The following is a 16,197-nucleotide window of genomic DNA, read 5'->3' as shown; positions in this document are numbered from 1 at the left end:
AGTCCGTGTCGGTCCACCAAAGGCCTGTACATTTGCACGAGAATTTTCATCAGCTCTTAGCGCGATGTGATCAGTTTAATGAGCAAAAACAAGCCCATGCCCTCGCGGTCATGAGCCGTTACGGGCAGCAAGTATTCCAACTACTGCCGGTGTTGCTGCATTACCATCACCCCCTGTTGCCTGGTTTCGTACCGGGTGATGTACCTGCGGGTGTGTGCCAATTTTTACCTAATGCTCGCCAACAAGAATTTATTGATGACTTATGTCAAGCGGCCAACGGCCATCAAGGCTTGGAATCTGGGCACAATGAAATTTTTGGCGTCTACTGCATGGGCAGTACTTCTTCCATTGGCCAAAGTCTCGACTCAGATCTCGATGTTTGGGTCTGCTATTCCCACACCATGGCGTCCGAGCGGGTGGCGTGGCTGCAACAAAAATGCCTGCTTATTTCCCAATGGGCCGCTCAGCGCCAAGTTGAGCTGAATCTGTTTTTGATCCCAGATAACAAGTTTCGTACCGATAATGAAGAGTCCGTCGCCGGCGAAAGCTGTGGCAGTGCCCAGCACTTGTTATTGCTGGATGAATTTTATCGCAGCCATTTAGTGATTGCCGGCAAGCGCTTGGTGTGGATGTTCGCGCCCGGACAATTGGGGCCGCGTTACGACAGCTTTGTGGCGGAGCAATTTGCCAACGGCACCCTGAATCATGATGAGTGGCTGGATTTAGGCGGCTTTGCCCGTATTCCAGCGGAAGAGTATTTTGGCTCTGCGCTGTGGCAGCTGTATAAAAGTATCGACTCGCCTTATAAGGCGGTGCTGAAAACCATTCTGATGGAAGCCTATTCCCATGAGTATCCTGATACTCAGCTGCTGTGCCGGGATTTAAAAGGGCATTTACACGACGCGGACCGACTCGATGAGCGCCAAGATCACTATATGTTGATGTTGGAGAAGGTGACGGGGTATCTGAAGTCCATCGATGATGAAAAGCGCCTCGACTTAGTGCGACGTTGTTTCTACTTGAAAATATCCCAAGGCGTGGACTTAAGCCAAGCGCGCTATGCTCGGCGCCACGAGCAAATTAAGCGCTTGATCGCGGCCTGGGAATGGCCGGCGGACAAAGTTGCCTTGCTCAATAATCGTGATCATTGGAAAGTAGAGCAGGTTAGGCTGGCTTATAAAGAGCTGCTGGAAGCCTTGATGCATAGCTATCGTAATTTGATCCAGTTTGCCCAGCGTAACCGCATCAGCGAGTCGATTAACCCAGAAGATATCGGCATTTTATCGCGCAAGTTGTATGCCGCCTTCGAAAACCTGCCGGGCAAAGTGCAGCTGATCAACTTAGGCATAGCGCCAGACTTATCAGAGGCCAATATCAGCTTGGTGCAAGTGCCAGAAGGCCGCCTGCATGACGCAGGATGGTATTTATATAAGCAAGGCCTGACCGCCACCGAGCTCATTGGCCGTAAGCCTTTAGAGCACAGCCGTTACGCCAGTAAGTTGGTGGCCTGGGCGCATTTTAATGGCCTATTAACGAACGACACCGAGCTGCAGCTGTTTAATCAAGATACGGACGTTAACTTACAGCACTTACAGGAGTTCTGCCGCGATTTGGCTCGTGTTTTTCTGGTTCGAGCCCCTTCACCCAGCAACTTGGCGCTCAGCCGACCCTGTGAAGTACGCGAGTTAGGTATTTTTCTGAATCTAGAACAAGATCCCACCGCCCAGTGGCGTAGCCGAGCCATTGAATTTACCACCAAAACCAGTGATCCCTTTAGCTTTGGCCAGCAAAGAGAAAACTTGGTGGGCTCGATTGATGTCTTGTATCGCAACTCTTGGGATGAAATTCGCTCCTTACACTTCAGTGGCCCAGCGGCGATACTCGAAGCTTTGACCACTATCTTGGGCAAGATGCATCAAGGGGCCACACCGCCAGAAAGCGTGCAGATATTTTGCTACAGCCTGAATTTTCGCAGCCTGATCCGCACCCGTTTTGAGTTGTTAGTGAAAGAATGCATCAGTTTACGGCTGGCGCGGGATCAAGGCAGCACAGTTAAAACCGTGCGCCTAGGTACGGAAGAGCACAGCATCTTCTTCGAACGTCGCGGTGTGAGCGTACAAAAACAAGCGGTGGTTGAGCCAGAGCTGCGACCATCCACCTCCCACGGCAGCCTGAAGCTGGATCAACAAGTGGGCAAGCCGGTGCCAGACATCGTCGATGTGTATGCCAGCGAAGGCCTAATGCAATTTTTCTTCGAAGACAGCGGTGACGACTACAACCTGTATATTTTGGATGAAGCTAATCGAGTAGAGGTATATCGGCAGATTTCTGGCAGTAAAGATGAGCTGATACAAAGCATTAATCGGTTTTACGCTTCAAATCAGCAAGGCGCGGGCCAAAGCCGCTTTGCACACTTTAATCTGCCTCAGTATTACGAGATAGTAGAAGAGCAAGGGCAGCAAAAAGTGTTGCCCTTTAAAACCAGCAAAGAGGGCCGAGACGAAGCCCCGGCGCTCTTTAGTTGATAAACTGTTACTTGAGAATAAGTGATTTGATAGTAGTTAATTAACAAGCAGTTAGCTGATAAAGTCAGGCAACGAACTGAGCGTCGCTAGCTTACAGCGCCAGTTCGGTTTCACCTTGGCGTTGTGCCTGCAGGCTCAGCCAGCTGAGTAGCTCGTGGCCTTGGCGATTATCAATCCATTGCTCGTCTTTTAGGGCAAAGTGATGGCCGTTTTCACGGGTGGCCAGCCAGATTTGATGCAGGGGCTCTTGGCGATTAATCACGAATTTAACGTTGTTTTCGAAGGTCAGCGTCATCACGCCGCCTATGGTTTCGCAATCAATATCGACACCACTGTTATCGATACTGGTTTCAATGTGTTGGTAAATGGCGTCAGCCAAGGCATGAAACTCACTGTCTTTCATGATCCGCTTCCTATTGCTTTTGAGAATATGAATGAGATTATAAGAGCCTGGAAACATATTCACAGTCATCCTATGAAGATACTCAAGTTAACCACATTGATGGCATTATGCCTAAGTTTGTCGGCATGTGGCCTGAAAGGGCCGTTAACCTTGCCCGAAACGCAAGCCAATCCACCTCACGTTGAGCAGTCGTAAAGGAAAACACCTTGGATTATTTTAATTATCAGGAAGATGGCCGCCTTTACGGTGAAGCCTGCGATTTAACAGCACTGGCCGCACAACACGGCACCCCCTTATATGTTTATTCACGCGCAACCTTAGAGCGCCATTGGCATGCATTCGACCAAGCCGCCGGTGATTTTCCGCACCTAATTTGTTACGCGGTAAAAGCCAACTCTAACTTGGCAGTACTGGATGTGCTGGCACGTTTAGGCTCTGGCTTTGATATCGTTTCTAAGGGCGAGTTGTGCCGCGTTCTAGCCGCCGGCGGCGATGCCAGCAAGGTAGTATTCTCTGGCGTGGGCAAGCGAGTCGATGAAATCGAGTTTGCGCTGGAAAAAAATATCTTCTGTTTTAACGTCGAATCCGTGGCCGAACTGTCACGTATCAACGAGGTTGCCGGTCGTATGGGCCGTGTGGCTCCGATCTCGATCCGTGTAAATCCGGACATAGATGCAGGCACCCATCCTTATATTTCGACTGGTCTTAAAGAAAATAAGTTTGGTATTCCTATCGAGCAAGCCCAAGACATTTACCGCCATGCGGCTGAGATGAAAAACTTAAAGATTCACGGTTTGGATTGCCACATTGGCTCTCAGCTCACCGAAGTGGCGCCATTCTTAGAAGCGGTCGATAAATTATTAGTGCTGATTGATGCACTGGCCGCTGACGGCATTCACATTAAGCATCTGGATGTGGGCGGTGGCTTAGGCGTGCGTTATGACGACGAAACGCCACCAGAGCCCAGAGAGTACGTAAAGCAAATTAAGGCTAAGTTGCAAGGTCGTAAGCTAACGCTGGTATTTGAACCGGGCCGCGCCATTGCTGCTAACGCTGGAGTATTATTGACCCGCGTTGAGCATTTAAAGCCAGGAGAGGCGAAAAGCTTCGCCATCGTCGATGCGGCCATGAATGATTTAATTCGCCCAGCCTTATACAGCGCTTGGCAGGCCATAATTCCGGTAGATAGCACCTTAGAACGCCCATCTGCGGTATATGACGTAGTGGGCCCAATTTGTGAGACCGGTGACTTTATCGGTAAAGACCGTGAATTGGCGATTACCGAAGGCGACTTGCTGGCGGTACGTTCAGCCGGTGCTTATGGCTTTGTGATGGCGTCTAACTACAACAGTCGTCCCCGCGGCGCCGAAATTATGGTTGATGGTGCCACTGCCACAGTCGTACGTGAGCGCGAACAACTTAACGATTTGTGGCGCGGTGAGCACTTGCTGCCCAAGGCTTAAGGGGAATCTGTGATCCACTTTTCCAAAATGCAGGCCCTCGGCAACGACTTTATGATGGTTGATGGCATCACGCAGAAGGTATTTTTTAATCCCGAGGTGATTCGGCAATTAGCCGATCGTCATTTTGGTGTGGGGTTCGATCAGCTATTGCTGATCGAGCCGCCCTACGATCCGGATCTGGACTTTCACTACCGTATTTTTAATGCCGATGGCAGCGAAACCCAACAGTGCGGCAATGGCGCCCGTTGTCTGGCCCGCTTCGTGCGCTTAAAAGGCTTAACCTATAAAGACCGCATTAGCGTTAGCACCCAAAACGGCCATGTGACGCTCACTCTAGAAAAAGATAATCAGGTGACGGTCAATATGGGTATCCCCGAATTTGACCCCGCCAAAATCCCTTTTAAGGCGCAAAAGGTTGAAAAAACCTATTTGGTGCCCTCAACCTTACAAACCGTGTTGTGCGGCGTGGTGTCCATGGGCAATCCGCACTGCATCGTAGAAGTGGACGACATTAGCACCGACTTAGTGGCCGCCTTAGGCCCTGAGTTGGCCCAACATGAGCGCTTTCCTAATCAAGTAAACGTGGGTTTTATGCAAGTGCTTAATGCCCGTGAGATTAAGCTTAGTAGCTACAGTTGTGGCACCGGCCAAGTATTAGCCAGTGGTAGCAACGCCTGCGCCGCCGCCGTGATGGGCATCTATTGGGGTAAGCTTAGCGATCGCGTACAAGTGCACTTTGCTCACGGTAGCGTACAAATCGCTTGGCAAGGCCCGGGCAAGCCGGTGTATATGACAGGCTCGGCTGAGCATGTATTTGATGGACAAATTAATTTATGAATAAGACCGTCAATGCCACCTTGGCTGAACCTAAGTTAGCGACCAATCTAGCAGTGGAATTAAGGGCAGACGTAGTGCCAGATTCAATGCCTAATTTAGTATTAGAGCCCAGAGAGCCGAGCTTGAACGACGCGCGTATTGCCGACTACTTAGCCGCCGAGCCGGAATTTTTTGCTCGCCAACCCAGTTTGTTAGGCAAGCTAAGGGTGCCTCATCAAGAACGCGGCAGCCTGTCATTGGTCGAAGCCAAGCTTGAGCAGCAACGGCTGCGCATTTATGAACTCGAAGATGAGCGTAGCGCGCTGCTGACAGTTGCCAGCGAAAACGAGCGTATCTTTCAGGTATATATGGAGCTGATGCCACGTTTATTTGATTGCGAAAGCGTACTTGAACTCGAGCTTTGCATTCGGCATAGCTTGCAAGAGCAGTTACGCATTCCTGCGGTACGTTTAATCGTGGATGGGCGTACCTTTCCTGGTGCGGCCAGCTCAGGCGGAGAACAATTAGAGCGTTTATATCGCGAGCGTATGGCTAGCCAAAGCGAATACTTAGGTCGGCTAGGCAAAGAAGAAAAGTTGCGCTTGTTTCAAGACTCCTTAGTGAACTCTTTCGCCTTAATTCGGCTAGGCACTAAAGGCGAGCTGGGCTTATTGGCCTTTGGCAGCACCGATGCCGGTCATTATGGCTCAGATATGGATACCTTTTTGCTCCGTCAATTGGCTGATGTAGTATCGCGGGTATTGCCCGAACTAGTAACAGCGCAAGCATTATGATTGAGCAGGATAAGAGTGCGGGCCACAGTACCGCGGCGCTGATTCTTGTTATCGAGGAGTTTCTCGAATATCTGCGCGTGGAGCGCCAATTAAGCGTGAATACCCGCACCGGTTATGGCCGCAACCTTAATGCCATGGCCGAGCAGTTGGCTGAGTTAGCGCTGCATTCTTGGTCTGAGCTCACCATTAATCATGTACGCGGCATTGCCACCCGCATGCACAAAGGTGGCTTATCGCCGCGTTCTATCGCGACCAAGTTAAGTGCGCTGCGCAGCTTTTGTGATTGGCTGATCATCCAAGGCCAACTGCAGGCCAATCCGGCTCGCGGCGTGAGCGCGCCCAAGCAAGGCCGCCCGTTACCGAAAAACCTCGACGTGGATGAGCTGCATCAATTGATGAATATCGATGAGTCAGATCCGTTAGCGGTGCGCGATCGCGCCATTATGGAACTGATGTACTCGTCGGGCCTACGATTGGCAGAATTAGTCGATTTAAATCTGGGCGATATTCAGTTTGATGAACGCCAAGTGCGCGTTATCGGTAAAGGTAATAAAGAGCGGATTTTACCGGTGGGGCGCATGGCGCTGGAATGGCTAGCAAAGTGGCTTAAAGTGCGCGATGCCATCGCGGGCGGCGAACAGTTCGCCTTATTTGTTAGCCAACGTCAGCGGCGCATTAGTCATCGCAGCGTACAACTGCGCATGGCCGAGTGGGGCGGTAAACAGTCACTATCCAGCCATATTCACCCCCATAAATTGCGCCACTCGTTCGCTACTCATATGTTGGAATCCAGCGGCGACTTACGCGCGGTACAAGAGCTACTCGGCCACGCGGATTTAGCCACCACCCAGATTTACACCCATCTGGACTTTCAACACTTAGCCAAAGCCTACGACCAAGCCCACCCCAGAGCCAAACGGGATAAAGAAGAATAAGTTCAGCGTCGAGCTAAAGACAAAGAGCCAACAGATAAACCCCTTTTTTGCCACGGAACGCACGGAAGAACACGGAACAATAGTGATCAGATCTGAAAGAGATCTTAATAGTAAAATCTAAAACACCATCTAGTAAGGATCAGGGATGTGCTTACTATACATTTATTATCTTTTGTCGCCCGTGAACTGCTTCCTTGAGTTCCGTGTTCTTCCGTGGCAAAAACAGCTCTAGCTTCCAGCTTTTTAATAAGGATTTTCCATGCGCTTTTATAAACGACTGACGCCGGTGAAGGTGATCAGCTTTGACCTAGATGACACCTTGTACGATAACGAGCCGGTCATAGCGGCGGCAGAAGCTTGGTTATTACAGGCGCTAAAAAATCATCGGCCTGAATCCACGTTGCTCAGTGCCGAGAGTTTAGCGAAGATTAAACGCCAAATTTTATCGAGTGAGCCTGAGCTGAGTCACGATGTGAGCGCACTGCGACTGCGCATCTTAACTCAAGGCTTACGCCAGCAAGGCGTCGCCGATACGCTTGCCGCCGAAATGGCTGCAGAGTTTTATCAGGGCTTTTTAACTGAGCGCGGCAAAATAACAGTGCCCGCTGTTAGCCATCAAGTGCTTACCGAGCTGGGCCAACGTTATCAATTAGCGGTGATCACTAATGGTAATTTGCCCATAGAGAACACCGTCTTGGCACCGTATTTTAAGACCGTTTTGCGCGCCGGTATTGATGGTCGCATGAAGCCGGCGGCGGACATGTTTAATCTGCTCGCCGCGCAAACCGGCGTGCAGTTAAGTGAAATTCTGCACATTGGCGACCATATTAATACCGATGTGTTGGGTGCTGTGCACAGCGGTTGCCAGACCATTTGGCTCAATGACCAAGGGCGTAGTGCCGCCGATTTACAGTGTTTACCTCATGTTGAGCTGGAACGGTTGGAGCAAATGCTGGAGCTGTTATAATCCCCCCGCAGATGCTAATACTGTAAATAAACTCAGGAGTTGTAATGGATGTATCCAGCCTGCTTGACGGCATGAACGACGAGCAAAGGGCGGCGGTGGCCGCTCCCGCCCAGAACATGCTAGTGCTGGCGGGCGCCGGCAGTGGTAAAACACGGGTGCTGGTGCATCGCATTGCGTGGCTGATGCAGGTAGAAAATGTGCCGGCCTCGGCGATTTTGGCGGTCACCTTTACCAATAAAGCCTCCGCCGAAATGCGCGGCCGGGTTGAGCAACTGCTGGGTGGCCGCCTTTCTGGCCTGTGGTTGGGCACCTTCCATGGTCTTGCCCATCGACTGCTGCGCGCCCATCATCTGGATGCCAATCTGCCCCAAGACTTTCAAATTCTCGACTCAGACGATCAGCTGCGCTTGTTGCGCCGCATTCTCAAGGGTATGAATCTGGATGATAAGCAGTGGGTGCCGCGCCAAGTAGCCGGCTTTATTAATGCCCGCAAAGACGAAGGCTTAAGGGCCAAAGACATTCAAATTTTGCACGACCCTATTCAGCAAACTTATCAGCGTATTTATCAGGTTTATCAAGATACTTGTGATCGCGCCGGCTTAGTAGATTTTGCCGAATTGCTGCTCCGTGCCCACGAATTATGGCTGTATAAGCCGCATATTCTGGCCCATTACCAAGACCGCTTCCGCCATATTTTGGTGGATGAGTTTCAAGACACCAACAGCATTCAATATGCTTGGCTGCAAATGCTGGCCGGCACCCAGGCGCGGGTAATGATAGTGGGCGATGACGACCAGTCTATCTATGGCTGGCGCGGCGCTAGAGTAGAAAATATTGCCCGTTTCTTGCGCGATTTCCCCGGCTCTGAAACCGTGCGTCTAGAGCAAAATTATCGCTCTACCGCTACTATCCTGAAGGCCGCAAATACCCTGATCGCCAATAATACCGAGCGCATGGGTAAAGAGCTGTGGACCGAGGGCGAAGCTGGCGAGCAGATTTCCATTTACGGCGCCTATAACGAGGTGGACGAAGCGCGCTTTGCCGTAGGGCAAATCCAGCAATGGCAGCAACAAGATAATGTGCTGAGCGAAGTGGCGATTTTATATCGTAACAACGCCCAGTCGCGGGTATTAGAAGAAGCATTAATTCAGGCGCGCTTGCCCTATCGCATTTACGGGGGCTTGCGCTTCTTTGAGCGCCAAGAAATTAAAGATGCACTCAGCTATTTGCGGTTAATGAATAACCGTGGCGATGAAGCGGCCTTTGAGCGCATCGTCAACACGCCCACTCGCGGCATTGGCGAGCGCACCCTTGGCCTAGTACGCGAAGCAGCACGCGATCGTCAACTGACCATGTGGCAGGCAGCGTGGGCCTTAGTTGAAGAAAAGGTGTTAAGTGGTCGCGCCGCCACGGCGGTGAGTCGCTTCTTAGCCTTAATTAATCAGTTGGAAGATGACACCCGCGAATTGCCTTTGCACGTGCAAACCGACCGCGTTATTGAGCAGTCGGGCCTCAAAGCCATGTACCAAGCCGAGCGCGGCGAAAAAGCCCAAGCGCGGGTCGAAAACTTAGAAGAGCTGGTTAGCGCCACCCGCCAATTTACGCCCTCGGAAGACGATGATATGTCTTTGCTGTCGGCGTTTTTATCTCATGCGGCATTAGAGGCGGGCGAAAGTCAGGCCGATCAATTTGATGATGCGGTGCAACTGATGACGCTGCACTCGGCCAAAGGTCTAGAATTCCCACTGGTATTTATGGTGGGCGTGGAGGAGGGCATGTTCCCCAGCCAGCAGTCCGCAGAAGACAGCCAGCGCCTTGAAGAAGAGCGCCGCTTGGCTTATGTGGGTATGACGCGCGCCATGAGTAAGCTCTTTATTAGCCATGCGGAAACCCGCCGCGTATATGGCAAAGAAATGTTTCATCGCCCCAGCCGCTTTATTAAAGAGCTGCCCCAAGATTGCTTAGATGAAGTGCGCCTTAAAGCCACGGTGAGCCGCGCCATGCCCAATGGCCGTTTTAGCCAAGACCGCGTGCAAGACACCTTTAATGAAACCGGTTTTAAGCTGGGGCAAAGAGTGATGCACCCCAAATTTGGCGAAGGCGTGGTATTAAACTACGAAGGCGCGGGTGATCACAGCCGCGTACAAGTGAACTTTGAAGGTAGCGGCAGCAAATGGCTAGTGACCGCCTATGCGCGGTTAGAAGCTTTATAAGAAAGCGGTAAGCCGTCAGCGTTCAGCTGTCAGATAGTAGAAAAGCACCGAGCCTTAGGGTTAGGTGCTTTTTTATTGTGCCGTCATCCTGACGAAAGTCAGGATCTTGCTTTAGACTTTTGTAGAGGCCGATTTATCTGGCCGGAAGTCGTCAAAATATTCTTTACCGAAATAAAGTGAGCCTACATCAGAAAACTCGTGTCTCTTTATTTTCGTCGGGTCGCTTATTTTAGGTAACAAGCAAGCGAGCAACATTCAGCTAAATACGTTTTGCCGTTTGGTGTGATGTTCTGTTCCGCCTTCGGCGAAATGCGAGAGCAAGCGTTCGCCTACAAAACCTAAATTTTCGGGAGCGGTTTGCTTTAAGGTGTTTATTTTTAGTTTGGTGCTCGGCGCTATTAACATTAATAACCAATAGAATTTTTGGCTATAAATGGATCTGCGTGGCAGGATTGAATCAGTTTGTTTTTGAGTGCGGCCCTGCTGGTTACGGCTGCGTTGAGTGCAGACACAGTCGATGGGGTGTTGAAGATGGCGTATGGACGCGGAATAAAATTAGGCGCGCTTTTGGTCGCCGTATTGGGCTTGAATTGGTCTGGCATCAGTGGCGCAGCAGATTTAGTGCCGCAACAGCGCTTCGTGATGAGCCAAGATGTGGACTTGCCCGGCGGCGATATTAGCTCGCTATTTGATACTACCTTAGAGTCCTGCCAAAAAGCCTGCGTCAGCAATAGTGCCTGTACGGCCATCACCTTTAATTCGCGCAACGGCTCCTGCTTTTTAAAAGCAGAGTTTGGTGACACTGCCGCATACGCAGATGCGCTGTCGGGTTTTATGCTGAACGCCTCCCCCAATGCGGCCGCCTTGGCACAAACTCGCGCTGCTGAACTGAGCTTTTTACAGCCAACGGATCTTGCTCGGGCCACTGAATTAGCCACCGGTTTAGCGATACGCCACGTGACCGGCGCTAGCTCAGCCGCTGAGCATTTGGCCGCGGCCCAAGCAGAAGAGTCTAACGGTAATATGCTGCGCGCCAGTAGCCATATAGGTGCTGCCTTAAACATTACCGATGCGGCCTCAGATTGGTCTGAATATGCGCGGTTATTAAGACGTGCGGCAGCGCGCGATAAGAGTACCAGCAGCGAATTACAGCAAAGAGCACTGGCTGCCACCATTAATGGTTATTTACGTGCCGATACCCCCGGCCTTCGCCATAACCTGTTAGTTGAAATGGCCCAAATATTAGAAGACCGCAGCCGGGGCTTAGCAATGGTGCCCGCCTTGCGCTTGGCCCAGCAGATACATACGCGCGCCGAGACTCAAGCCGCCTTAGATAAAGCCATTGGCAAATACGGATTCAGAGTTACCGAGCATGATGTGCAATCGGACAGCGCGCGGCCGCGAATTTGCGTGCAGTTTTCCGATGACTTAGCCAAAACAGATATCGATTTTAATAAGTTTGTGCAACTGGATGGCAAAGGCCTAACGGTAGAGAAAACTGGCGATCAGATGCTCTGTGTAGAAGGCGTGAGCCATGGTGCACGCCATACTTTAACTTTCCGTGCGGGTATTCCCGCTGCCGATGGCCAAACCACAGCAAAGCCGGTCACCATTACCGCTTATGTGCGGGATCGTAGCCCCAGCTTGCGTTTTCCGGGCCGTGCTTATGTATTACCTAAGGTAGGCCAAGACGCGGCGCTGCCCATTGAAGCGGTGAACACGGCTAAGGCGGACTTAACGTTATTTCGGGTGACCGATCGTAATATCTTGCGCGCGATACAGAGCGAGTATTTTGGCGAACCCATGTCTTATTGGCGTGAGGATAGTTTTTCTAGCGAAGTGGGCGCAGAAATTTGGCAAGGCCATGCGGACTTAGCGATGGAAGTGAATCGCGACATGACCACGCGTTTGCCGATGAATGAGGCGCTAGCGGGGCAAGGTGCGGGTATTTTTGCGCTGCGCGCCAGTATGCCCGGCAAAGACAGCTATGAGGTAGCACCCGCTTGGCAGTGGTTTGTGGTGTCTGATCTAGGCATTAGCACCTTAAGTGGTGCTGATGGTTTACACGTGGTAGTGCGCAGCCTAGGCACGGCGGATGCCAAGCCTAAGGTGACGGTGGAGCTGCTGAGCCGCAGTAATGAAATATTGGGCAGGTTACAAACCGACGATCAAGGTTACGCGCTTTTTCCTGCAGCACTCACCCGAGGCGTGGGCGCGTTGGCGCCGGCCATGATTGTTGCCAAAGAAGGAAGTGCTAAAGAGGGCGAAGCCAAAGAAGAATCGGCAGATATGGCATTTCTCTCACTCACCGACCCAGAATTTGATCTGTCGGATCGTGGCGTTGAAGGCCGTGAACCGGCACCACCCATAGATGTGTTCTTAACCACCGACCGCGGTGCCTATCGTGCCGGCGAAACTGTCTATGCCACCGCTCTGAGTCGTGATGCTAATGCTGCGGCGATTGCCGGCTTACCCTTAACGGCCATCGTGAAACGCCCCGATGGCGTGGAATATTCCCGAGTAGTGGCAGCAGACGCAGGAGCCGGCGGTCATGTGTTTGTGCTACCGATTGCCGGTAGTGCGCCTCGTGGCGTATGGAGACTAGAGGTGAAAGCCGATCTCGACGCGCCAGCGCTCACCGCAAAAACCTTCTTGGTGGAAGACTTCTTACCCGAACGCATTGATTTCAGCCTGAACTTACCCGACAGCCCAATACGCTTGGGCGATACGCCTGCGCTTACGTTAGATGCAAAATACTTATTTGGCGCCCTGGGTAGCGATTTGAGCGTGGAAGGCGATGTGACGTTACGCGCCGCCAAAGGCTTGGCGGCTTTTCCTGGCTACCAGTTTGGCCGCACTGATGAACCGTTCCAAACCCAAATGGAAAGCTTTAGTGGCCAGAGTACTGACGACCAAGGTCGGGCGGTGATTGCACTATCTATACCCGATGTCACCGACCCCTTGCGGCCATTAGAAATCACAGTCGCAGCACGGGTGGCCGAAGGTTCGGGCCGTCCGGTGGAGCGGCGCATAACGCGCGCACTACAACCCAGCGGGCCCATGATTGGCGTTAAACCCTTATTTGATGAGGTGGTCAAGCAAGGCACGGATGCTAAGTTCTCGCTGCTGGCGGTAGGCTCTGATGAAACAGCCACCACCATGACGGTAACCTGGGAATTATCGCGTATTGAAACTCGCTATCAGTGGTATCAAGAATATGGCGATTGGCGTTGGGAGCCTGTCAGCAGCCGTGAACGAGTAGCGGATGGCCGAGCAGAATTAGGGAAAGAGCTAGGGAAAGAATTAAGCGCGGCAGTAGAAATCTCAGCACCCGTGGACTGGGGCGAGTATGAGTTGGTGGTCAGCCAAGCGGACGGTGGCGATGCGGCTACTTCCAGCCGTTTTTATGCGGGCTGGTATGCGCCAGCAGATGTAACTTCGACTCCCGATACGCTGGAATTATCCTTAGACAAGCCGGCCTATAAGTCTGGCGAGGTGGCGCAATTGCGCATTGTGCCCCGTGCCGCCGGTACGGCACTGGTGTATGTGTTATCTAACCGCCTAGTAACCATGAAAGTGGTGAAGGTAGCTGAGGGTGAAAACACCATTAAATTAGATGTCACCGACGATTGGGGCACAGGCGTCTATGTGTCTGCGTCTGTGTTACGACCCATGGATGTGGCCGCCGGCCGTAATCCGGCCCGTGCCTTAGGATTGGCGCACGCCAGCATAGCGCCGGGCAAGAAAGCATTGAGTGCGAGCGTTGAGGTAGCAGCAGAAGTGGCGCCCCGTGGCCCCATGGAGATTTCCGTGAAAGTGGGCGGCATAGCTCGGGGTGAAACCGCCTACGCCACCATAGCGGCGGTAGATGTGGGAATTTTGAACCTCACCGCCTTTACCCCGCCGGATCCCAAAGGCCATTATTTTGGCCAGCGTAAGTTGGGAGTAGGCATGCGCGACTTATATGGCCGTTTAATCGATGGCCTAAGTGGTGCGGCGGGCACGGTGCGATCCGGTGGTGACGCCGCAGCACAAGCGCGCATGCAAGCGCCACCGCCTACCGAAGAATTGGTGGCTTATTTTACTGGTCCGGTCACCATAGATAAGGACGGCTACGCCCGCGCCACCTTCGACATGCCCTCGTTTAACGGCACGGTGAAAGTGATGGCGGTGGTGTGGTCTAACACCGCCGTTGGCCAAGCCGACGCCGAAGTACTGGTGCGCGATCCGGTAGTAGTCACCGCCTCGGTGCCGCGCTTTATGTCGCCTAATGACGAAAGCCGCATGCTGCTCGAAGTGATGCATGCCACGGGACCGGCAGGCAAGATGGGCTTAAAGTTGTCCGCAGAAGGGCTGACCTTAGGCGATGTGCCTAACGATTTTGAACTGGCGAAGGGCGCAAAGGCGACGTTTTCGGTGCCCATCACCGCAGGCGCAGAGGGGCAGCAAAGTGTGTCTGTCTCGCTCACCACGCCCGACGGCAAGCAGTTGAGCAAAGAGTTATTTATCCCGGTACACAACGGGGATCCAGAGGTTTCACGTACTCAACGTCTGGAATTGGCCGCCGGTGAGTCTTTTACTCTCGACCAAACTGCCTTTGCGGACTTTGCTCCAGGCTCTGGCCTGGCGACTTTGTCGGTAGGGCCGATTGCTCGCTTAGATGTGCCTGGGCTACTGGCGGCGTTAGACCGTTATCCTTACGGCTGTACCGAACAAGTGACCTCGCGTGCGCTGCCGCTGCTGTATTTTGATCAGGTGGCGAAGGCGATGCAGCTAAAAGGGGCAGAAGATCTCCCAACGCGTATCAGTAAGGCGGTGGGTGAAGTATTGACTAACCAAAGCTCCGAAAGCGGCTTTGGCTTATGGGGCCCCAGCTCCGGCGATTTTTGGTTGGATGCCTATGTCACCGACTTCTTAAGTCGCGCTAAGGCCCAAGGCCATGCGGTGCCCGATGTGGCGTTTCGCTCCGCATTGGATAACTTGCGCAACCGCGTCAACTATACCGCCGATTTTGATGAAGGCGGTGAGGCGCTGGCCTATGCGCTGATGGTGTTGGCTCGTGAAGGTGCGGCCACCATTGGTGACTTGCGCTATTACGCAGATGTGAAAGGTGATGCCTTTGCCACGCCGATTGCCCAAGCGCAACTGGCGGCGGCTTTGGCCAGCTATGGCGATCAAAAACGCGCTGATGCCATGTTTAACAAGGCGGGTGCCCGGGTGGCGGCTTATAAATCGCTCACCGAGGCACAAATTTATCGTGAAGATTACGGCAGTCGTCGTCGCGATGTGGCAGCAGTGCTGACCTTGGCCACGGAAGCTAAATCGAAGGCGCTGGACGTGGAAGAGTTGGCGCTTAGTTTGCGCCCAGATGGTCGCAGTTTGTCTACTCAAGAAGCCAGCTGGACATTATTGGCGGCTAACGCCTTAATTGAACAGCCCAGTAATGATGGTATTACCTTAGATGGTAAGCCGGTGGAGGGGCCCTTAGTACGAGTACTAAAAGCGGATGTTACTCATACCTATGGTGCTAAGGCTGATAGCGCTAAGGCGTTGACCGTAAGTAATGGCTCCTTTAAGCCGACCACGCTTACGCTGACCACCTATGGTGTGCCACGGGTGCCCGAGCCTGCCACGGGCAATGGTTATGCTATTACGCGCAGCTATTACCAGATGGACGGCGTGCCGGTTGACTTGGATTCCGGCGTAAAAGCCGGTGATCGCATGGTGGTGGTACTTGAAGTGGTGCCGTTCGGCAAGGCGCAAGCGCGCTTGATGTTAGCGGACCCGCTGCCCGCCGGTTTTGAGATTGATAACCCGAATCTGTTACGCGGTGGCGAAGTAGGGGGGCTGGATTGGCTGAAGGTCAAAGAAGATGCCGAGCACAGCGAATTTCGCCAAGACCGCTTTATTTCTCAGGTGGATTGGGAAGGTAGTAATACGCTGCGCTTAGCTTATATAGTGCGTGCCGTGTCGCCCGGGCAATTTCATCATCCGGCGGCCTCGGTCGAAGATATGTATCGCCCGGATTACCGCGCCCAAACTGACGCGGGCCGGGTGACCATCAGCGAGTGATACGCAGAG

General features: G+C 52.5%; 10 protein-coding genes. 9 read left to right on the top strand and 1 reads right to left on the bottom strand.

All coding sequences use genetic code 11. The features are described from left to right. The first annotated feature begins 32 nt into the window (after positions 1–32). Positions 33–2,525 (top strand): class I adenylate cyclase, encoded by a 2,493-nt coding sequence (locus R0134_RS15340; RefSeq protein ID WP_319782811.1) that lies wholly within the window; start codon positions 33–35, stop codon positions 2,523–2,525. Between the two features lie 91 nt (positions 2,526–2,616). Here R0134_RS15340 and cyaY read toward each other — a convergent pair whose 3' ends face one another. Beyond that, positions 2,617–2,928 (bottom strand): iron donor protein CyaY, encoded by a 312-nt coding sequence (cyaY, locus tag R0134_RS15335; RefSeq protein WP_319782810.1) that lies wholly within the window; start codon positions 2,926–2,928, stop codon positions 2,617–2,619. On the opposite strand from cyaY, the gene lptM reads away from it, so the two are divergent. From lptM to R0134_RS15300, 8 genes are all read left to right on the top strand, one after another. After that, positions 2,908–3,123, top strand: a complete 216-nt coding sequence (lptM, locus tag R0134_RS16545) for an LPS translocon maturation chaperone LptM (RefSeq protein WP_413641415.1) — start codon at positions 2,908–2,910, stop codon at positions 3,121–3,123. The two genes, cyaY and lptM, sit on opposite strands and share 21 nt — an antisense overlap. A gap of 11 nt (positions 3,124–3,134) precedes the next feature. Then, positions 3,135–4,391, top strand: coding sequence for a diaminopimelate decarboxylase (gene lysA, locus R0134_RS15330; RefSeq protein WP_319782809.1), 1,257 nt, complete (start codon positions 3,135–3,137; stop codon positions 4,389–4,391). Positions 4,392–4,418: 27 nt separating this feature from the next. After that, the gene (gene dapF, locus R0134_RS15325; RefSeq protein WP_319784390.1) at positions 4,419–5,228 is read left to right on the top strand and encodes a diaminopimelate epimerase; all 810 of its coding nucleotides are present in this window, start codon (positions 4,419–4,421) and stop codon (positions 5,226–5,228) included. Continuing rightward, entirely contained in the window at positions 5,225–6,001 is a 777-nt protein-coding gene (locus tag R0134_RS15320) for a DUF484 family protein (protein ID WP_319782808.1), read from the top strand. The genes dapF and R0134_RS15320 overlap by 4 nt, the downstream gene beginning before the upstream one ends. Then, a complete protein-coding gene (gene xerC, locus R0134_RS15315) occupies positions 5,998–6,936 on the top strand; it encodes a tyrosine recombinase XerC (protein WP_319782807.1) in 939 nt (312 codons plus the stop codon). Before R0134_RS15320 ends, xerC begins: the two co-directional genes overlap by 4 nt. Positions 6,937–7,195: 259 nt before the next feature. Then, a complete protein-coding gene (locus tag R0134_RS15310; RefSeq protein ID WP_319782806.1) occupies positions 7,196–7,903 on the top strand; it encodes an HAD-IA family hydrolase in 708 nt (235 codons plus the stop codon). A 44-nt stretch (positions 7,904–7,947) separates the two neighbouring features. Further along, positions 7,948–10,116, top strand: coding sequence for a DNA helicase II (gene uvrD, locus R0134_RS15305; protein ID WP_319782805.1), 2,169 nt, complete (start codon positions 7,948–7,950; stop codon positions 10,114–10,116). Between the two features lie 531 nt (positions 10,117–10,647). After that, a complete protein-coding gene (locus tag R0134_RS15300; protein ID WP_319782804.1) occupies positions 10,648–16,188 on the top strand; it encodes an alpha-2-macroglobulin family protein in 5,541 nt (1,846 codons plus the stop codon). The last annotated feature ends 9 nt before the right edge of the window (positions 16,189–16,197 follow it).

This window comes from Oceanisphaera sp. IT1-181 (genome assembly GCF_033807535.1).
Lineage (GTDB): Bacteria > Pseudomonadota > Gammaproteobacteria > Enterobacterales > Aeromonadaceae > Oceanimonas.
Note: the sequence above shows the minus strand (reverse complement) of the source record. Positions and strands in the feature narration are given on the sequence as shown.